The sequence below is a fragment of the Streptomyces sp. HM190 genome, assembly GCF_009857135.1.
Classification (GTDB): Bacteria; Actinomycetota; Actinomycetes; order Streptomycetales; family Streptomycetaceae; genus Streptomyces; species Streptomyces heilongjiangensis.
On record NZ_CP047318.1, the window covers coordinates 283,193 to 305,275 of the forward strand.

The 22,083-nt window shown below is 74.5% G+C and carries 3 protein-coding genes; 1 reads left to right on the forward strand and 2 read right to left on the reverse strand.

Translation table 11 applies throughout. The features are described from left to right. Positions 1-202: 202 nt before the first annotated feature. Both GSY65_RS01110 and GSY65_RS01115 read right to left on the reverse strand, forming a co-directional pair. Positions 203-1,312: a FecCD family ABC transporter permease gene (locus GSY65_RS01110; RefSeq protein WP_159765411.1), complete on the reverse strand. Its 1,110-nt coding sequence runs from the start codon at positions 1,310-1,312 to the stop codon at positions 203-205. A gap of 249 nt (positions 1,313-1,561) precedes the next feature. Then, entirely contained in the window at positions 1,562-2,602 is a 1,041-nt protein-coding gene (locus GSY65_RS01115) for a FecCD family ABC transporter permease (RefSeq protein ID WP_159765413.1), read from the reverse strand. Positions 2,603-2,799: 197 nt separating this feature from the next. On the opposite strand from GSY65_RS01115, the gene GSY65_RS01120 reads away from it, so the two are divergent. Further along, the gene (locus GSY65_RS01120) at positions 2,800-22,083 is read left to right on the forward strand and encodes a non-ribosomal peptide synthetase (protein ID WP_159775501.1); all 19,284 of its coding nucleotides are present in this window, start codon (positions 2,800-2,802) and stop codon (positions 22,081-22,083) included.

Genomic DNA, 22,083 nt, shown 5'->3' on the forward strand with positions numbered 1-22,083 from the left:
GGGGACGGCGGGGCGGGAGTGGTGGAGCGTTGCCGGTTGATGGGGCGTTGCCGGTTGGTGGCGCGTTCGCGGTTCGTGGCAGGTTGCGGGTTCGTGGCGGCTTGCGGCTTCGCTCCGCGTTGCCGGTTCGTTCTTCGGTGCCCGTTCGTTCTTCGAGGCCGGTTCGCACTTCGGTGCCCGTTCGTACTTCGGTGTCACGTCTTCAGCCTCCTGAACCGGCGCGGTTGGCGCGGATGAGCAGCCACAGCAGTACGGGGGCGCCGAGCACTCCGGTGACGACCCCGACGGGAAGTTCGGTGTCCGGGACGATCTTCCGGGCGGCGAGGTCGGACACGAGCACCATCACGGCGCCCGTCAGTCCCGCCGTCGCGGGCGGTGGGAAGGCGGTTCCGGCCAGGCGCTGGGCGACCTGGGGCGCGGCGAGGGCGACGAACGCGACCGGGCCCGCCGTCGCCGTGCCGAAGGCCACGAGTCCGACGGCGACGAGGAGGACCGCCACGCGGACGGCCTGCACACGCGTGCCGAGGCCGCGGGCGACGTCGTCCCCCAGTTGCAGGGTGCGGATCTGGCGGCCGAGCAGCAGGGCGGCCGGGACCAGGACGGCCGTCGTCGCGGCGAGGGAGCCGATCTGGTCCCAGGTGCGGCCGTTGAGGTTGCCGACGAGCCAGCCGAGGGCGGCCTGGGCCTGGAAGCGCTGGCCGCGGGCCATGAGGTAGTCGGTGGCGCTGGTGCAGATCCAGGCGACGCCGATACCGACGAGGACGATGCGGTAGCCGGTCGTGCCACGTTTCCAGGCGAGGAGGTACACGAGCAGACCGGCGGTCAGCGCACCGAGGAGGCCGAGGGCCTGGGTGCCGAGGCCCCCGTCCCAGCCGAGGACGATCCCGGCGACGACGGCCGTGCCGGCACCCTGGGTGATGCCCATCGTGTCGGGGCTGGCCAGCGGATTGAGGGTCACCGTCTGGAGGAGGGCCCCGGCGACGCCGAACGCGATCCCGACGAGGAGTCCGGCCAGGGCGCGGGGCAGCCGCAGCTCGTGGACGATGAGTGCGGTGGCCGGGTCTCCGCCGCCGGCCAGCGCCTTCAGCACGTCGGTGAGCGGGAGCGGGATGTCGCCGACGGAGGTCTCCACGGCGAAGGCGAGGAACGCGGTGGCGGCGAGGCCCAGGCAGACGGCGAGCAGACGGGGCCGGACGACGCCGGACACCTGCGGCGCGGGGAGCCGGAAGGTGATCCGCCGGGCGGTTCGGGTCGGCGGGGCCGGGGCCGGGGTGCCGCCGGGGCCCGGGACGGGGGCGAGGTCGGTGGTCATCGGCTCACTGCTCCTGGGATCACTTCTCCACGCTCCTGCGGGATCGCCGCTCCGCCGGTCCGCGCGCTCGCGCGGTGGCCCGAGGCGAGGCGGCCCCCGCCTGTCGGCTCGGGCGCGTCGCTGTCCTCGGTGACGGCGGGTCGTTCGTGGTCGTTCGCGCGGTTCCCCGCGTCCCTCTCGTGGTGGCGCCCCCCGCTTCCCCGTACCGGACGCCGTGCGTCACACATCCGCTCCCCCGGCGTCATCCGCTCACAGCTCCGCGAGGCGTCGGCGGCGGACGAGGGCGATGAAGAAGGGGCCGCCGAGGAACGCGACGAGGATGCCCGCCTGGACCTCCGCGGGGCGGGCGACGAGGCGGCCGGCGATGTCGGCGGTGAGCAGGAGGCAGGGGGCGAGGACGGCCGACAGGGGCAGCAGCCAGCGGTGGTCCGGGCCGATGCCGGCGCGTTCGGCGAGGACGCGGGCGATGTGCGGGACGACGAGGCCGACGAAGACGACGGGCCCGATGACGGCGACCGCTCCCCCGGTGAGCAGGGTGATGGCGACGACGCCCTGCACGCGCACCAGGCCGAGCCGGAGTCCGAGCGACTTCGCGACGTCGTCGCCGAGCGCCAGGCCGTTGAGCGCGGGCGCGCAGGCCAGGGCGAGGACGGCGCCGACCGCGAGGAACGGCAGGACGCGCAGCAGGACCTCCTCGTTCTGGTTGGCGAGGGAGCCCGCGTTCCAGAAGCGGTAGCGGTTGAGGGCGTCCGGGTCGGTCAGGGCGATGGCGCTGGTCAGCGAGAACAGCAGCGACGTCACGGCGACACCCGCCAGCGCCAGCTTGACCGGCGTGGAACCGGACCGGCCCAGTCCGCCGAGGACGTGGACGAGGACGCTGGCGACGAACGCGCCGGCGAAGGCGAACCAGAGGTAGCCGTACACGGAGCCGACGCCGAGCACGCCCACCGACAGGACGACGGCGAAGGCCGCGCCGGCGCTCACCCCGAGGATGCCCGGGTCCGCGAGCGGATTGCGGGTCAGCGCCTGCATCAACGCGCCCGAGAGGCCGAGCGCCGCACCGGTGGCGAGGCCGAGGGCGGTGCGCGGCAGCCGTACCGACCAGATCACGTTGTCGACGCGGGAGTCGGGGGCGTCGCCCAGCAGGGTGTGCCACACCTGGTCGAGCGGGACGCCCAGCGCACCGAACGCCATGGACAGGGCGCACAGGGCGAGCAGTACCGCGCCGGAGAGCGCGAGCAGCAGTACCGCGCGGGGGCCTTTCGCCGCCCGGACCGTCGAGGTCCCCACGTCGTCAACTTCCTTTGATGAGGCTTGCCTTAACTGTAGGCCGAGTGCCGGATGAACTGTAGAACGAGCGCGGATCACCGTGCCGACTTCCGGCCGGGTGCCACCACCCCCTCTATAAATTAGGTAACCCTTACCTTAGTATGACGGCGATCCCGGTCCAGGGCCGGGACCCCGACCCGCTGGGGAGGCTCGCTGCTGTGTGCGGTTCCGAGGAAGTCCTGGCCCATTGGCGGCGGTTGCTCACACCGCTTCCGCCGGAGGTCTCACTGCCCGCCGACCGGCCCCGTCCCCCGCAGCCGGTCCCGGAACGGGTGACCCGCACACAGGCCGGCGTCGCCGACGCCACCGACGCCCAACGCCTCGCCGCCTTCGTGGCGTTGCTGCACCGCTACACCGGGGCGACGGACCTGACGGTCGGCCATGACGGGCTTCCGTTACGGCTGTCCGTCGAACACGAACCGTCCTTCGCGGAGTTGGTGCGGCGGGTGACGCAGGCACGGGACGAGGCGGACATCCACCGGGTGCCCCTCGACCTTCTGGTCGACGAGCTGAGTCCCCGGACCACCCGCGGCGGCGGCCCCTTCTTCACCACGGTGTTCGCGACCGAGGCCCGGCCCGTCGGGGACCTCCCGGCACCGGCCGACCTGGCACTGGAGGTGTCCGACGGGGGTACGGTCCGGGCGACCTACCATCCGGGACTGTTCGACGGCACGACCGTCGATCGGCTCCTCGGCCACTACCGGACCCTCCTCGCCGACGCGCTCGCCCGGCCGGAGACTCCTGTCGCCCGCCTGGACCTGATGGGGGCGGACGAGTACCGGCAGGTCGTCGTCGACTGGAACGACACCGCGCACGCCGTCCCGGCCGGCACCTGGCCCGCGATGTTCGCCGAGCAGGTGCGGCAGCGGCCCGAGACGGTCGCGCTGGTCCTCGACGACGAGGAACTCACCTACGCCGCGCTGGACGAGCGGGCCAACCGCCTGGCCCACGCGCTCCTCGCGCGGGGCGCGGGCCCCGAGCGCATCGTCGCGCTCGCCCTGCCGCGCTCCGTCGACCTGTTCGTCGCCGAGGTGGCCGTCCTGAAGTCGGGCGCCGCCTATCTGCCGATCGACCACGACTACCCGGCGGACCGCATCGCGTACATGCTCGACGACGCCCGGCCCGTCTGCCTGGTGACCGTCGCCGAGACCGCCCGCGAGCTGCCCGCGCCGGCGCACGCCATGACCGTGGTCGCACTCGACTCGCCCGCCGTGGTCGCCGAGTTGACGCGGTGCCCGGTCCACGACCCCACCGACGCCGACCGGGGCGCACACCTCACCGTCGCGAACGCCGCCTACGTGATCTACACCTCCGGCTCGACCGGCCGGCCCAAGGGCGTCGTCCTCGCGCACAGCGGTGTGGCGAAGCTGGTGGCGACGCAGAGCGAGCGGTTCGGGATCGGGCCGCACAGCCGGGTCCTGCAGTTCGCGTCGCCCAGTTTCGACGTGGCCTTCTGGGACCTGTGCCTCGGCCTGCTGTCCGGCGGCCGGCTGGTCGTCGTACCGGCGGAGCGGAGGGTTCCCGGGGCCCCGTTGGCCGACTACGCGAACGCGCACGGCGTCACCTTCATGATCCTTCCGCCGGCGCTGCTCGCCGCCATGCCCGACGACGTGCGCCTGCCGGCCACGGCGACCCTGCTGGCGGGCACGGAGCGGGTCTCGCCCGAGCTGGTCGGGCGGTACGCGCGCGGGCGGATGATGTTCAACGCGTACGGTCCCACCGAGGCCACCACCAACTCCACACTCGGGCTGTGCGATCCGGACATCCCGGCGGGGGCGATCGTGCCGATCGGGGTGCCCGACCCAGGGACCCGCGCGTACGTCCTCGACGCGTTCCTGCGCCCGGTGCCGGCCGGTGTCACGGGTGAGCTGTACCTCGGCGGTGCGGGCCTGGCGCGCGGCTATCTGGGGCGGCCGGACCTGACCGCCGAGCGGTTCGTCGCCGATCCGTTCGGCGCGCCCGGTGAACGGCTGTACCGCACCGGTGACCTGGTGCGCCGGCGGGCCGACGGCGGGCTGGAGTTCCTCGGGCGGGCCGACGCACAGGTCAAGATCCGGGGCTTCCGCATCGAGCCCGGCGAGATCGAGTCGGTGCTGCGCGGCCATCCGGCGGTCGACCAGGTCACCGTCGTCGTCCGCGAGGACCGTCCCGGCGACCGCCGTCTCGCCGCCTACGTCGTCCCCGCCCTCGACGGGCCGCGCGACCCCGACCCGGACACGCAGGTCGAGCAGTGGAAGCAGGTGCACGAACTCCTCTACGGCGCGGCCGGTTCCGAGGGGGTGCGGGAGGAGGCGGCGGGCGGCCCGGACGGCTCCCACGCCCACGACGCGCCCGACGGCACGGGCGGTTCGGGCGGTTCGGGCAGCGCGGGCAGCGCGGGCAGCCCCGCGGATCTCGGCGGCTCGGGCCTGCGCGAGAACTACGCGGGCTGGAACAGCATGTACGACGGGGCGCCGATCCCCGTCGAGGAGATGCGCGAGTGGCGGGCGGCGACCGTCGAACGCATCCGTGAACTCGGCGCCGTGCGACGGGTGCTGGAGATCGGCGTCGGCAGCGGTCTGCTCCTCTCCCGGATCGCGCCCGGCTGCGAGGCGTACTGGGGCACCGACCTGTCGGCGGCGGCCGTCGCGGCGCTGCGCGCCCAGGTGGACGGTGATCCGGAGCTGGCCTCGAAGGTCGAGCTGCGGACCGGGCCCGCGCACGACACGGAGGGCCTGCCCGTCGGGTTCTTCGACACGGTCGTCATCAACTCCGTCGCCCAGTACTTCCCGAGCGGCGAGTACCTCGCCGACGTGCTGCGCCGGGCGGCGGCGCTGCTCGCGCCCGGCGGCCGGATCCACGTCGGCGACGTGCGCAACCTGCGCCTGCTGCGGACCCTGCGCGCCGCCGTGGAGACCCGGCGGGCGGCCGGTGACGAGACCGACGACAAGAGTGCCCTGCGCGCCGCCGTGGAGCGCTCGGTGCGCTGGGAGGGCGAACTCCTCCTCGACCCGGACTTCTTCGCCGCGCTCGACGGGTTCGACGCCGAGATCCACCTCAAGCGGGCCGTGAACCACAACGAGCTGAGCCGCTACCGGTACGACGTCGTGCTGCGTCCGGGGGCGGCCGCGCCCCCGCCGGAGGGCACCGGGGCCGCGCGGGCCCGGGAAGTCGGCTGGGGCGCGGTCGGCGGTCTCGCCGGACTGGCGGGACTGCTCACCGCGCGCCCGCCACGGCTGCGGATCACCGGCGTGCCCAACGCCCGGCTCGCCGACGACCTGGCCGACCTGCGGCGCCTGGAGGGCAGCAGCGGCGAGGCGGCGCCCGGCGTCGACCCCGAGGACGTGCACGCGCTGGCGGCGGAGCACGGGTACCGCGCGGCCCTCACCTGGAACGGGAGCGCCGACGACGGGTCCTTCGACGCCGTACTGATCCCCGCGCCCGTCGGCGACGCGGACGGCGGGGGCGGCAGCGCCGGGGCCCGCGGCAGCGGCGGCGGTCCGGGCCGCGGCGAGGGCACGGCGGGCGGCTCCTTCGGTCCGCTGTACCGGTCCGCCGGCGCCTACCCGCACGCCAACAGTCCCGCGCCCTTCCGTGACGTCGGCGCGCTGATGAGGGAGCTGCGCGGTCATGTCGCTGAGTGGCTGCCGGACTACATGGTGCCCTCGGCGTTCGTGCCGCTGCACGCGCTGCCGGTCACCCCCGGCGGCAAGATCGACGCGCGGGCGCTGCCGGCACCGGACTACGGGGCGACGAGCACCGGCCGCGCACCGCGCACCGCGCGGGAGAGACTGCTGTGCGCGCTGTACGCGGAGGTCCTCGGCGTGGACGCGGTGACCGCGGAGGACGACTTCCTCGCGCTCGGCGGCGACAGCATCATCGCCATCCGACTCCTCGTCCGGGCACGGGAGTCGGGCCTCCGGCTGACCACGCGGGACGTGTTCCGGCACCGCACGGTCGAGGCCCTGGCGAGGGCCGCCGCCGAGCGCACCGCCGAGCACGTCGTGGACACGCCGCTGGTGGAGGTCGACGAGGACGAACTCGCCGCGATCCAGGGCGCGCGGCCGCTGGCGGTGGCGGAGCTGTTGCCGCTCACCCCGCTCCAGCAGGGCTTCTACTTCCACGCGCTGACCGGCGGCGCCGACGGCGACACGTACGTCGTGCAGCAGGTCCTCGATCTGGCCGGTCCCGTGGACGGGACGGCGCTGCGCGCCGCCGCCCGGCGGCTGCTCGACCGCCACGCGCCCCTGCGCGCCGCGTTCCGCCAGAGGGCCGACGGCACTCCCGTGCAGATCATCACGCCCCACGCCGAACTGCCGTGGCGGGAGGTCGACCTGTCCGCGCAGGCCGCGCTGGTACGGGAGGCCCTGGGCGAGGCGGTGGCGGCGGACGAGCGGGCCCACGGGTTCGACCTGGCCGTACCTCCGCTGCTGCGCTGCGCGCTGCTCCACCTCGGGGAGCGGCGCAGCCGCCTCGTCCTGACGTTCCATCACATCGTCGCCGACGGGTGGTCGCTGCCGGTCCTGCACCGCGAACTGATGGCGTTCTACGGTACGGACGCTCCCCCGCTGCCCGAGGTCGCCCCCTATCGTTCCTTCCTGCGCCGCCTCGGGGAGCGGGACCAGGACGCCGCCCGTGACGCGTGGCGCGAGGCGCTCGCCGGACTCGACGGGCCGACCCGGCTGGTCGACCCCCCGGCGGGCGGGGCGCCCGTGCGACCGGAGCACGTCCGGGTGGAGCTGTCCGAGCGGACGACCGCGCGGCTCACCGAACGGGCCCGTGAGCACGGCGTGACCCTGGGCACGGTGATCCAGGGCGCCTGGGGTCTGCTGCTGGGCCGGCTGACGGGCCGGGACGATGTGGTCTTCGGCACGACGGTCTCCGGGCGCGACGGGGACGTCGACGGCATCGCCTCCATGGTCGGTCTCTTCATCAACACCCTCCCCACCCGTTTCCGCTGGGCGCCCGGTGCGTCGCTCGGCGCGCTGCTCGTCCGCCTCCAGGAGGAGCAGGCACGGCTCCTGGACCACCAGCACCTCGGGCTCGCGGAGATCCAGCGGCTCGCCGGGCACGCGGGCGAGGGCGACCTGTTCGACACGCTCGTGGTGTTCGAGAACTATCCCGCCGAGACGGACCTGCGGGACGCCTCGGGCCGGGTGCGGATCACCGGGGACGCCTTCCACGACGCCGTGCACTATCCGCTCGCCCTCGTCGTCAAGCCGGGCCGCCGCCTCGACCTGCGTCTCAAGCACCACGCGGAACGTCTCGACGCGAACACCGTCCGCCTGCTCGGGGGCCGTCTGGCGCGGGTGCTGGAGGCGATCGCCGAGGCCCCGGAGCGAGCCGCCGCCTCGGTGGAACTGCTGTCGGCCGACGAGGCGTTGCGCGCCCACCCCACCGGTGACGAGCGCCGGGTCGCCGGGACCACGCTGGCGGGAGCGTTCGCGGAGCAGGTGGCCCGGACGCCGGGCGCCACCGCGGTGGTCTTCGAGGGCGAACGCCTCACGTACGCCGAACTCGAGGCCCGTGCGGAGGCGTTGGCGGTACGGCTGCGTGCCCGGGGCGCCGGTGCGGGCGGGTTAGTGGCGGTCGCCGTGCCGCGTTCGGCGGAGCTGGTGGTGGCGCTGCTCGGGGTGCTGAAGTCGGGGGCCGCGTATCTGCCGGTGGACCTCGACTATCCGCCGGACCGGGTCGCGCACATGCTGTCCGACTCCGGCGCCACGGTGGTCGTCGCCCTCTCGACGACGGCCGGACGGCTGCCGCAGCCGTCCCCGCGACCCGGTGAACCCCGGCCGTCCGAGCCGCCCCTGCCTGGCCGAGGTGCCCGACCCGCCGACGTGTCCGGCCCCGTGGGCGAGGCCCGGCGGAACCTTCCGCCGGTGCTGCTGCTCGACGCCCCGGACGACGACCTCGTCCCGTCGGCAGCGGTCGACGCACGCCCGGCCGGCCCCGACGACCCCGCGTACCTGATCTACACCTCCGGCTCGACCGGCCTGCCCAAGGGCGTCGTCGTCACGCACCGGGCCGTCGTGAACCGGCTCGCGTGGATGCAAGGGGCGTACGGGCTGGGCGCCGACGACCGGGTGCTGCAGAAGACGCCGTCCAGTTTCGACGTGTCGGTGTGGGAATTCTTCTGGCCGCTGCTGGAGGGCGCGGCCGTCGTCCTCGCCCGGCCCGACGGCCACCGCGACCCCGCGTATCTGGCGGCGCTCGTGCGTGAGCAGGGCATCACGACCCTGCACTTCGTGCCGTCGATGCTGGAGGCGTTCCTGCGGTCCGACGAGGTGACCGCCGACCCGTCCTGGGCGGCGTCGCTGCGCCGGGTGCTGAGCAGCGGCGAGGCCCTCCCGGTCGCCGCGGCGAGACGCTGGCACAGGCTGACGGGCGTACCGCTGCACAACCTGTACGGCCCGACCGAGGCCGCCGTCGACGTCACGCACCACCCGTACGACGCCGGCGCCGACCGGGGTGTGTCCGTGCCGATCGGGCGCCCCGTCTGGAACACCGGACTGAGGGTCCTGGACGCCTGTCTGCGGCCAGTGCCCGACGGTGTGCCGGGAGAGCTGTATCTGACGGGGGTCCAGCTCGCCCGCGGCTACCACGGCCGTCCGGCGCTGACCGCCGAACGGTTCACCGCGGACCCGTACGGGCCGCCCGGCACCCGTATGTACCGCACCGGTGACCTGGTGCGCCGCCGCGGGGACGGCGTGGTCGAGTACCTCGGCCGCACCGACCGGCAGGTCAAGCTGCGGGGCAACCGCATCGAGCCGGGCGAGGTCGAGGCCGCCCTCGTCAGGCTGCCGGACGTCGCCCAGGCCGCCGTGACGGTACGGGACGACGCGCTCGTGGCGTACGTCGTCCCGCGGGGCGAGGTGGACGTCAGCGTGCTGCGCGAGGCGCTGGCGGCGTCGCTGCCCTCCCCCATGGTTCCGGGTGCCTGGGTGGTGCTCGACGCGCTGCCGCTCACCCCCAGCGGGAAGCTGGACCGGGCCGCGCTGCCCGCCCCGCGAGCGGTGCGGGCCGCGGTGACGCGCGCCCCGGCAGATCCCCGCGAGCAGCTGCTCACCGAGATCTTCGCGGCCGTGCTGAAGCTGCCGGAGGTCGGGGTCGAGGACGACTTCTTCCTGCTCGGCGGCGACAGCATCAGCTCCATCGCCGTGTCCAGCCGGGCCAGTCGCGCGGGACTCGTGCTGGGCCCGCGTGAGGTGTTCGAGCACCGCACACCGGCGGCCCTCGCCGCGGCGGCCGGCGTCGACGCGGCGGCGCGGGGAGCCACGGACGCCGTGTCCGCGTTCGCGCCGACCGAGGCGGAGCGGGAGCGGGTGGAGCGGCTCGCTCCGGGCAGGGTCGAGGACGTGTGGCCCCTTGCCCCGCTCCAGGAGGGGCTGTTCTTCCACTCGCACTTCGACGACGGCGCCCTGGACGTGTACACCGTCCACGAGTCCTTCGACTTCGCCGCGGGCGTCGACCGCGAGCGGCTGTCCGCCGCGGTGCGGGCGCTGCTGGACCGCAACCCGAGCCTGCGTGCCGGGTTCACCGGCGAAGGGCTGCGCCAGCCGGTGCAGTTCATCGTGCGGGACGCCGACGTCCCCCTGACGGAGGTGGATCTGTCGGGGCTCCCGGCGGACGAACAGGACCGCCGGATGCGGGAGTTGCTGGACGATTCACGGACGCGGCGCTTCGACCTGTCCCGGCCGCCACTGTTCCGGATGCTGCTGGTCCGCCTCGGTGAGGGGCGCGGGGACCGGCTGATCGTGGGCCGTCATCTGATCCTGTGGGACGGCTGGTCGGCCTGGCTGTTCCTCGACCAGCTGTTCGCGCTGTACGAGTGCGGGGGCGATCCCGCGGGTCTGGAGCGGCCCGGCTCGTACCGCGACTACCTGACCTGGCTGGAACGGCAGGACGACGCCGCGGCGACCCGGGCGTGGCGTGCCGCCCTGTCCGGTTTCGAGGAGCCCACGCTGCTGGTGCCGGCCGCCGACGACCGCCGCTCCGAGCCGGTGGTCCCGGTGCAGTTGGACGCCGTGCTGGACCCGGCGGTGGCGCGACGGTTGCGGGACACCGCACGGGGGCACGGTCTGACGCCGAACACGGTCCTCACCGCGGCGTGGGGGCTGGTGCTGGCCGGCGCGACCGGCCGGACGGACGTCGTGTTCGGTACGACGGTCGCCGGTCGCCCCAGCGAGGTGCCGGACGTCGAGAACGTCATCGGCATGTTCCTCAACACGGTGCCCGCGCGCTTCGCGTTCGACCCGCGTGAGCCGGTGCTCGGTCTGCTGCGCCGCGTCCAGGGCGAGCGGCTGCAGACCATGCCGTACGAGTACCTGGGCCTGGGGGTGCTGCAGGCGGAGACGGGGCACCGGCGGCTGTTCGACACGCTGTTCGTGCTGCGCAACGCAGACACCGACGAGCGGCTCGCCGCACTGCGGGAGCGGCACGGTGCCACGGCGGTGGCGAACGTGGACGCCACGCACTATCCGGCGAACCTGGTGGTCACACCGGGCGAGCGGGTGCGGGTGACGCTGGCGTACCGGCCCGATGTGCTGGACGGGGCGTACGCGAGGAGTCTGCTGGACCGTTTCGTGCTGCTGGTGGGGCGGCTGGTGGCGGACCCGTCGGCGGCCGTCGGCTCGATCGACCCGCTGCTGCCGGCCGAAGCCGCCGCGCTCGCCCGCGCGGAGGCCGGGCAGCGGCAGCCCGTGCCGCACGAGACGGTGGCGGACATGCTGGCCAGGCAGGCCGCCCGGACCCCGGACGCGACCGCGCTGGTCTTCGGCGGGCGGACCCTGACATACGCGGAGCTGGACGCCCGCTGCAACCGGATGGCGCGGCTGCTGATCGCGCGCGGCGCGGGTCCGGAGCGGATCGTCGCGCTGGGCCTGCCGCGCTCGATCGACATGGTGGTGGCGCTGTTCGCCGTGCTGCGCACGGGGGCGGCGTATCTGCCGCTGGAGCTGGACCACCCCGCCGAGCGGCTGTCGCTGATGCTGGCGGACGCCCGTCCGCTGCTCCTGCTGTCGACGCACAGTGTGTCGCGGACGCTGACGGGGGACACGCCGCGGGTGCTGCTGGACGACCCGGCGGTGGCGGCCGAGCTGGCGGGGCTGCCCGCCGACGCCGTGTCCCGGTCGTTCAGCCTGGACCACCCGGCGTACGTGATCTACACCTCGGGCTCGACCGGCCGCCCCAAGGGTGTCGTCACGCCGTACGTCGGGCTGACGAACATGCAGCTCAACCACCAGAAGGAGATCTTCGCGCCGGCGATCGCGTCGGCCGGCGGGCGGCGGCTGCGGATCGCGCACACCGTGTCGTTCGCGTTCGACATGTCGTGGGAGGAGTTGCTGTGGCTCGTCGAGGGCCACGAGGTGCACGTCTGCGACGAGGAGCTGCGCCGGGACGCGACCGCGCTGGTGGCGTACTGCGAGGAGCACCGTGTCGACGTCGTCAACGTGACGCCGACGTACGCCCATCTCCTCATCGAGGAGGGCCTGTTGGAGGGGCACCGGCCGCCGCTGGTGCTGCTCGGCGGCGAGGCGGTCACCGAGTCGGTGTGGAACACCCTGCGGGACACGGAGGGAACGTACGGCTACAACCTGTACGGCCCGACGGAGTACACGATCAACACCCTCGGCGGTGGTACGCAGGACAGCGCGACCCCGACCGTGGGGCGCCCGATCCGGGCCACCCGCGCCCGGATCCTCGACACGTGGCTGCGGCCGGTGCCGGACGGCGTGGCGGGCGAGCTGTACATCGCGGGCGTCGGGCTGGCGCGCGGCTACCTCGACCGGCCGGGCCTGACCGCCGAGCGGTTCGTCGCCGATCCGTTCGGGCGGCCGGGTGAGCGGATGTACCGCACCGGGGACCTGGTACGGCGGCGGCCCGACGGCGACCTGGACTTCCTGGGCCGTACCGACGACCAGGTCAAGATCCGCGGCCACCGGGTGGAGCTGGGGGAGGTCGAGACGGCGCTCGCCCAGCATCCCGAGGTGGCACAGGCCGCCGTGGTCGCCCGCGACGACGCCTCCGCGCCGGGTGCGCGGCGGCTCGTCGGGTATGTCGTACCGGCCGAACTCGACGCCGGTGCGCGGGAGTCGGTGGAGCGGGAGCAGATCGGGGAGTGGCGGGAGGTCTACTCCGCCGAGTACACCGAGATCGGCACCGCGCTGTTCGCCGAGGACTTCGCGGGCTGGGACAGCTCCTACGACGGTGCCCCGATCCCGCTGGAGCACATGCGGGAGTGGCGGGAGGCGACCGTCGAGCGGATCCGCGAGCTGGGGCCGCGACGGATCCTGGAGATCGGTGTCGGGTCGGGTCTGCTGCTGTCGCGGCTCGCCCCGGACGCCGAGGCGTACTGGGCGACGGACTTCGCGGCGCCCGTGATCCGCAAGCTCGGCGAGGACCTCCGGGCCGACCCGGAGCTGGCGCGGAAGGTGCACCTGCGCTGTCAGCCGGCCGAGGTGACCGACGGGCTGCCGGCCGGGTCCTTCGACACGGTCGTCATCAACTCCGTCGTGCAGTACTTCCCGAGCCTGGAGCATCTGCGGAAGGTGATCCGGGGGGCGACGGCGCTCCTCGCGCCCGGCGGCGCCCTGTTCCTCGGGGACGTGCGCGATCTGCGGCAGGCCCGGGTGTTCCAGACCGGTGTCCAGTTGGCCCGCGCGGGTGACGGCGTCGAGCCGGAGGCGCTGCGCCGGGCCGTGGACCGCGGGCTGGCGCTGGAGAAGGAACTGCTGGTCGATCCCGACTGGTTCACGACGCTGGGCCTGGACGTCGAGCTGCGCACGAAGGGCGGACGGCACCACAACGAGCTGACGCGCTACCGGTACGACGTGGTGCTCCGCGCCGGGGGGCCGCCGGCCGGCGGGGACACGCTGCGGCTGGGTGACGCGCCGGTGGAGGAGTGGTCCGGGCCCGGCGCCCTCCTGGAGCGCCTCGAAGGGCGGGAGCTGCTCCGGGTACGGCGGATCCCCGACGCGCGGACTGCGGGCGACCTGGCCGCGACGCGGGCGCTGGACGCCGGACGGATGCCGGGCGCGGTCGTGGCCGGGGACCCCGCGCGGCTGCCCGGCACCGCACCCGCGAGTCAGGCCGGGCACGCGGGCGATGCCGGGTGCACGCCTGGTGCGGGCGCGGGCGCGGCGGGTGTCGAGCCGGAGGATCTGCGGGCGCTGGGCGCGGCCCACGGCTACCGCGTCCTCACCACCTGGTCGGACGAGCCGGGCTTCTTCGACGCGGTCCTCGTGCGGGGCACCGCCCCCGTACCCACCACGGGCCTGTATGTGCCGCGCCCGGAGCGTGGTGGGGCCCCGTACTCCAACACGCCGACCGCCGCGCGCGGCAACGGCGCCCTCGTCCGGCGGCTGCGGGACGACCTGGGGCGGCGGCTGCCCGGCCACATGGTCCCGGCCGCCTTCGTGGTCCTGCCACGGCTGCCGATGAACGACAACGGCAAGCTCGACGTGCGCGCCCTGCCGGACGCCGGGCCCGAGGTCGCCCTGTCACGGGGCCGGGGCCCACGGACGCCCGTCGAGGAGGTGCTGTGCCGGCTGTTCGCCGAGGTGCTGGGGCTGCCCCGCACCGGCGCGGAGGACAACTTCTTCGACCTGGGCGGGCACTCCCTGCTCGCGACCCGGCTGGTCAGCCGCGCCCGCACCGAACTGGGCGCGGAACTCGCGATCCGCGACCTGTTCGAGGCGCCCACCCCCGAGGCACTTGCCCTGCGGGCGGGCACCGGGCGTCCCGTACGTCCGGCGCTGCGTCCGGTGCCTGATCGGCCGACGCGTGTTCCCCTGTCGGCGGCGCAGCGTCGGCTGTGGCTGGTCGAACGGATCACCGGCGGCGGCGTCGCGTACAACTTCCCGCTGGTGTTCCGGCTGCGCGGCGCACTCGACCTCGACGCGCTGCGTGCGGCGCTGACCGATGTGACGGAACGTCACGAGGCTTTGCGAACAGTGTTCCTGGAGGAGGACGGCGAGCCGTACCAGTGGATCGCGCCGCCGGGCACGGCCGAGCCCGGGTTCACGGTCAGCGGGATCACCGCGCAGGAGCTGGCCGGGGCCGTCGAGGCGGCGCAGCGGCGGCCGTTCGACCTGAGCGCCGAACTCCCCGTACGCGCGGAGGTGTTGCGGCTCGGGCCCGCGGACCATGTGGTGGCGCTGGTGCTGCACCACATCACCACCGACGAGTGGTCGGACCGGCCGTTCCTGCGTGACCTCACCACCGCGTACGAGGCCCGGCGGGCGGGCCGTGCGCCGGGGTGGGCTCCGCTGCCCGTCCAGTACGCCGACTACACGCTGTGGCAGGAGACGCTGCTCGGGCAGGTCGGCGGGACCCAGCTGGCCTACTGGACCGAGACACTGCGGGAGCTGCCGCAGGAGCTGGCCCTGCCCCTGGACCGGCCGCGTCCCGAGGTGCCCACCGGTCGCGGCGCAAAGGTGCGGCTGGAGCTGTCGACTGGGACCTTACGTGCGCTGCGTGCGCTGTCCGGCGCCGCCGGGGTCAGCATGTTCATGCTGTTCCAGGCCGCGACGGCCGCGTTGCTGCACCGGCTCGGCGCGGGCGACGACATCCCGCTGGGCGCGCCCGTCGCGGGCCGCGCCGACGACGCGCTGGACGACCTGGTCGGCTTCTTCGTCAACACGCTCGTGCTGCGCACCGACCTGTCCGGCGCCGAGTCGGGCCTGACGTTCGGACAACTGCTGACCCGGGTGCGTCAGTCCGCCCTGGAGTCGTTCGCGCACCAGGACCTGCCCTTCGACCATGTCGTCGAGGCCCTCAACCCCCCGCGCATCGCGGGCCGCAATCCGCTGTTCCAGGTGATGCTGGGCTACCACCACCGGCCCGACGGGGACCCGGACGTGCTCGGCATGCCCACCGAGTGGTTCGACATGGACACGGGCATGGCCAAGTTCGACCTGCACGTCACCTTCGTGGACGAGACCGGTCCCGATCGTCTCACCCTGCTGCTGGAGTACGCCCGCGACCTGTGCGAGGAGTCGACGGCCCGGCAGCTGGCGGGCCGGCTCGTGCGGCTGCTGGAGCAGGTGGCCGCCGACCCCGCCGTTCCCGTACGGGATCTGGCGGTCCTGGAGGACGGGGAGCGGGAGTCGGTGCTCGTGCGGTGGAACGACACCGGGCACGCGGTGCCGGCGACGACCCTGCCAGAGCTGTTCCGGGAGCAGGTGGCCAGGACACCGGACGCCCTGGCGCTCGTCGACGGCGAACAGCGCCTGACCTACGCCGAGTTGGACACGCGGGTCGAGCGGACCGCGCGGGTCCTGGCCGGGCGGGGCGTCGGCCCGGAGCGCACCGTCGCGGTGGCGCTGCCACGGTCGGCGGACCTGGTCGTGGCCCTGCTGGCGGTGCACCGGGCGGGCGGCGCGTATCTGCCGCTCGACGCCGGCCAGCCGGCGGGGCGGCGCGCGCTCATGCTGGAGGAGGCGCGGCCGGTGTGCGTCATCGAGGACGCCCTTCCCGAGGGCCCGGAGGATGAGACGCCCACCACGTACGACCCGTCGAGCCCGGCCTACGTGATCTACACCTCGGGTTCGACCGGCCGCCCCAAGGGGGTGGTCGTCCCGCAGCGGGGCATCGTGAACCGGCTGCTCTGGATGCGGGAGGCGTACGGTCTCACCGCCGACGACCGGGTGCTGCAGAAGACGCCGTCGGGCTTCGACGTGTCGGTGTGGGAGTTCTTCTGGCCGCTGATCACCGGGGCGGCCCTGGTGGTGGCGCGGCCGGAGGGGCACCGGGATCCGGCGTACCTGGCGCGGCTGATCCGGGAACAGGGCGTGACCACGGTCCACTTCGTGCCGTCGATGCTCCAGGCGTTCGTGGAGGAGCCCACCGCCGGCGGGTGCACCAGTCTGCGCCGGGTGCTGTGCAGCGGCGAGGCGCTGCCCCCGCCCGTGGCGGAGCGGTTCCACGCGGTACTGCCTGCGGAGCTGCACAACCTGTACGGGCCGACCGAGGCGTCGGTCGACGTCACCGCGGGGCGCGTGCCGGGGGGCGCCGGCCGGGTCACCATCGGGCGCCCGGTGTGGAACACCCGTGCCTATGTGCTGGACGCGGCGCTGCGGCCGGTGCCTCCGGGTGTGGCGGGCGAGCTGTACCTGGCGGGCGTCCAGCTCGCCCGCGGCTACCTCGACCGGCCCGGTCTCACGGCCGAACGGTTCGTCGCGGACCCGTACGGCGGCACCGGCGCCCGGATGTACCGCACGGGCGACCTGGCCCGCTGGCTGCCGGACGGCACCCTGGACTTCCTCGGGCGCACCGACCACCAGGTCAAGATCCGTGGTGTGCGCGTCGAGCCCGGCGAGGTGGAGGCCGTGCTCGCCCGGCACGCGAGCGTCGCCCACGCCGTCGTCGTCCCGCACGAGCAGCGGCTCGTCGCGTACGTCGTCCCCGCCGCCGGCCGGACCGCCGACCCTGTGGCGCTGCGCGCGCATGCCGCCACGGCGCTGTCCGAGCACATGGTGCCCGCGGCCCTCGTCGTCCTCGACACTCTGCCGCTCACCCCGAACGGGAAGCTGGACCGCCGGGCGCTGCCCGAGCCCGACTTCGCGGCGGGCGGCGGCAGCGGCGGGCGGGCGCGCGATCCTCGCGAGGAGATCCTCCTCGGGCTGTTCGCGGACGTCCTCGGCGTGGGGAGCGTCGGCGTGGACGACGACTTCTTCGCCCTGGGCGGTCACTCCCTGCTCGCGATGCGCCTGGTGGCCCGGATACGGGCCGCGTTCGGGACGGATGTGTCGCTGCGCACGGTGTTCGACGCGCCCACGGTGGCGCGGCTCGCGCGGAGGCTGGCGGAGGGCACCCCGGCGGACGCCGGGGCGAGGCCGCCCGCGCTCCGGGTCCGGGCGCGTCCCGCGCGGCTGCCGCTGTCGTCCGCCCAGCGGCGCCTGTGGGTGCTGTACCAGGTGGAGGGCGCGAGCCCGACGTACAACATCCCCGCCGCGTGGCGGCTGACCGGTGCTCTCGACGTCGAGGCGCTGCGGGCCGCCGTCCACGACCTCGTCGTCCGGCACGAGACGCTGCGCACCGTCTTCCCCGACGAGGAGGGGCGGCCCCACCAGCGGGTGCTGGACGCGGACGACGTGCGCGTCCCGTTCGAGGTGGAGGACGTGAACGCCGCACTGCTCCCGGAGCGGCTCGCGCGGGCAGGGGCGTACGGCTTCGCGCTGGACCGTGAACCGCCGTTGCGGGTGCGGGTGTTCCGGACAGGTGCCGAGGAGTGGACGCTGCTGCTCCTGCTGCATCACATCGCCGGTGACGAGTGGTCGGAGGGGCCACTGCAGCGGGACCTGGCGGTCGCCTACGCGGCGCGTGCGGCCGGGCGGGCGCCCGGGTGGGATCCGTTGCCCGTGCAGTACGCCGACTACACGCTCTGGCAGCGCGACGTCCTCGGCGACGAGAAGGACCCGCACAGCGTGTCGGCCCGTCAGATCAATTATTGGCGCCGGGCGTTGGCGGGGCTGCCGGAGGAGCTGGCGCTGCCCGTGGACCGGCCCCGTCCGCTGGAGTCGAGCCACCGGGGCGGTACCGCCGACCTGTCGCTCGACGCCGGACTGGCGGCGGATCTGCACCGGTTGGCGCGGGACAACGGCGTCAGCGTGTTCATGGTGCTGCAGGCCGCCGTGGCGACGCTGCTCACCCGGCTCGGCGCGGGCCACGACATCCCTCTCGGCAGCCCGATCTCGGGGCGGACCGACGCCGCTCTGGAGGATCTGGTCGGGTTCTTCCTCAACACGCTGGTGCTGCGGACCGACACCTCGGGCGAGCCCACGTTCCGGGAACTGCTGGGGCGGGTGCGGGAGGCAGATCTGGCGGCCTTCGACCATCAGGACGTACCGTTCGAGCGGCTGGTGGAGGCGCTCAACCCGGCCCGCTCGCTGGCCCGGCACCCGCTCTTCCAGGTCATGGTGGTGTACCTCGCGGCAGGCGGAAGGGACGCCGGGCTCCCCGGACTTCGGGCCCGCCGGGTCGACGTGGCCGGTGCCACCGCGAAGTTCGACCTTTCGTTCGACTTCATGGAACGCGGCGACGGTGACGGGGTCGACGGGGTGCTGGAGTACAGCGCCGACCTCTTCGACCACGCGACCGCGCAGTCCTTCGCCGACCGACTGCGGCGCGTCCTGCGGGCCGTCGTCGCCGACCCGGACGTGACGCTCGGCCATGTCGACATCCTCGGCACCGATGAGCGACGGCAGTTGACCGGCGGCCGGCCCAGCCGGCCGCTCCTCGCCGCCCCCACCACCGTGCCCGCGCTGTTCGAGGAACAGGTCCGACGCCACCCCGAGCTGCCCGCCGTCGCCTCCGACGGCATCGAGCTGACCTTCGCCGAACTCGACGCGGAGGCCAACCGTCTGGCCCGCCTCCTGGTCGAACTCGGCGCGGGACCCGAACGGTTCGTGGCGCTGGCGCTGCCGCGCACCGCCCGGTTCCTTTCGGCCGTGCTGGCGGTGCACAAGGCGGGCGCGGCGTACGTTCCGCTGGATCCCGACGCGCCGGCGGAGCGCACGGCGGGCATCCTCGACGATGTCCGGCCCCTGCTGACGCTCACCACGCGGGCGCTCGCGGGGACGCTGCCCGCGGGCGTGGAGCCGTGGGTGCTCGACGATCCCGCCACCGCCGAGCGGATCGCGGCGCACGGCGCCACCGCCCTCACCGACGCCGACCGGGGGGCCGTGCTGCTGCCAGCTCATCCGGCGTACGTCATCCACACCTCCGGCTCCACCGGCCGTCCCAAGGGTGTCGTGATCACCCACGAGTCCCTCGGCCACCTCTTCCACAGCCACCGCGAGACGCTCTACGCACCGGCGGTCGAGGCCACGGGGCGACGGCACCTGCGGGCGGGACACGCCTGGTCGTTCTTCTTCGACGCCTCCTGGCAGCCCCAGCTGTGGCTGCTGGACGGGCACTGCGTGCACATCGTGTCCGAGGAGGTGCGGCGCGACCCCGAACTGCTCACTGCGGCCGTGATCGAGCACCGGTTGGACTTCCTGGAGGTCACGCCGTCGTTCTTCGCGCAGATGGCCGACGGCGGTCTGCTGCGGGGCGGGGACTGCCCGCTCGCGGTGGTCGGCGTCGGGGGCGAGCCCGTCCCCGTGGACCTGTGGCGGCGGCTGTCCGGGCTGCGCGGCACCGAGGCGTTCAACCTGTACGGGCCGACCGAGTCGACCGTGGACGCCCTGGTGGCGCGTGTCCGGGACAGCGACCGCCCGCTCGTGGGGCGGCCCGTCGCCGGCACTCGGGCGTATGTGCTGGACGGACGGATGCGGCCCGTGCCGCCCAGGGTCACCGGTGAGCTCTATCTGGGGGGCGGTGGTCTGGCCCGGGGCTATCTGGGCGCTCCGGGGCTGACGGCCGAGCGGTTCGTCGCCGACCCGTTCGGGGCGCCCGGCTCACGTCTGTACCGGACCGGTGACCTGGCCCGCTGGACGGCCGACGGGCACGTCGACTACCTGGGCCGGGCCGACGACCAGGTGAAGATCCGCGGCTTCCGCATCGAACCGGCGGAGATCGAGTCGGCGCTCTCCTCCCATCCGGCCGTCGCGCAGGCGGTGGTGACGGTGCGTCAGGACGAGGCGCGCAAGCTGCTCGTCGCCCATGTGGTGCCGTCGTCGTCCGGTGGCGTGCCGGATCCGGCGGAGCTGCGCGCGCACGTCGGCGCCCGACTGCCCGACCACATGGTCCCGGCGGCGGTCGTCGCCGTCGACCGGTTCCCCCAGCTGGCGAACGGCAAGCTCGACCGGGCCGCGCTGCCCGCCCCCGACTTCTCGGCCCTGTCCACGGGCCGGGCGCCCGCGACGCCGGTGGAGCGGACGCTGTGCGCGGTCTTCGCCGAGGTCCTGGGGCTGGAACAGGTCGGTGCGGACGACGACTTCTTCGCCCTCGGCGGCGACAGCATCGTCGCGATGCGGCTCGTCGGCCGGGCCCGCGCCGCGGGCGTCCGCATCACGCCCCGGCTGGTGTTCCGGCACCGTACGGTGGCGGCGCTCGGCACCGTCGCCGGGACCGTCGACGGTGCCGAGCGCCGCCCCGAGGACGACGGTACCGGCGTCGTACCGCTCACCCCGGTCATGCACTGGCTGCGCGAACTGGGCGGCCCGTTCGCCTCCTACCACCAGTCGGCGCTCGTGCGCACCCCGGCGGACCTGGACCTGCCCGCCCTGACCGCCGTGCTGCGGGCCCTCGCCGACCGGCACGACCTGCTCCGGGCGACCCTGGTGAGGCCGTCCCGCGAGGCGACCGAGGACTGGTCGCTGCACGTCCCGGCGGCCGGGGCGGTCGACGCCGCCGGGTGGATCACCCGCGTGGACGTGGCCGGGCTGGACGCGGGGGCGCTGGCCGGGGTGGTCCGTGAGCACGCGCACCGGGCGCGGGCGGCCCTCGACCCGGACGCCGGGGTCATGGTGCGGGCCGTGTGGTTCGACGCGGCCGACGCGCCGGGACGGCTGCTGCTGACGGCCCACCACCTGGTCGTCGACGGCGTGTCGTGGCGGGTGCTGCTGCCGGACCTGGCGGCGGCGTGGCGGGATGTTTCCGCCGGGCGTCCGGTCCGGCTGGACCCGGTCGACACGTCCTTCGCGCGCTGGTCGCGGCTGCTCACCGACCTGGCCGGGGACGAGGAACGCGAGACCGAACTCCCCGTCTGGACGCACGTGCTGGCCTCCGCGGCGGAGCCCTTCCCGCTCCTGCGGACGCCCGAGCCGGACCGCGACACCGCGGCGACCCGGCGCGAGGTCGTCCTGCGGATGCCCGCCGAGGACACCGGTCCCCTGCTGTCGGCCGTACCGGCGGCCTTCGGGGCGGGCGTCAACGACGTCCTGCTCGCGGCGCTCGGTCTCGCCTTCGCGGACCGACGGCGGCGCGACGGCGGGAGCGGCACCTCCGTCCTGGTCGACCTCGAAGGCCACGGCCGGGAGGAGGAGCTGGGCGGCGACGGGATCGACCTGTCGCGTACGGTCGGCTGGTTCACCAGTGTGTTCCCGGTACGGCTCGACCCGGGGCCCGCCGATCCCGCCGACGCCTTCGCGGGCGGACCGGCGGCCGAGGAAGCCGTACGGCGGGTGCGCGCACATCTGGCGTCGCTCCCCGCGAACGGGGTCGGCTACGGCATGCTCCGGCACCTCAACCCCCGCACCCGTGAGGTGCTGGCGGCCCACGCACCGGCTCGCGTCGAGTTCAACTACCTGGGGCGGTTCGGCATCCCCGAGGAGACGGACTGGTCGTACGCGCCCGAGGAGGACGCGGCGGACATCGGGCCCGCGGGAGCCATGCGGGAGGGGCACGCGCTGGAGATCAACGTGGTGACCGAGGACCGTGCGGACGGGCCGGTGCTGGCCGCGCACTGGTCGTATCTGGAAGGGCTGGTGCCGCGCGAGACGGTCCGGGATCTCGCCGAGACCTGGTTCCGGGCCCTGCGAGGGCTGATCGCGTGGGCGGAACGGAATCCGAAGCGATGA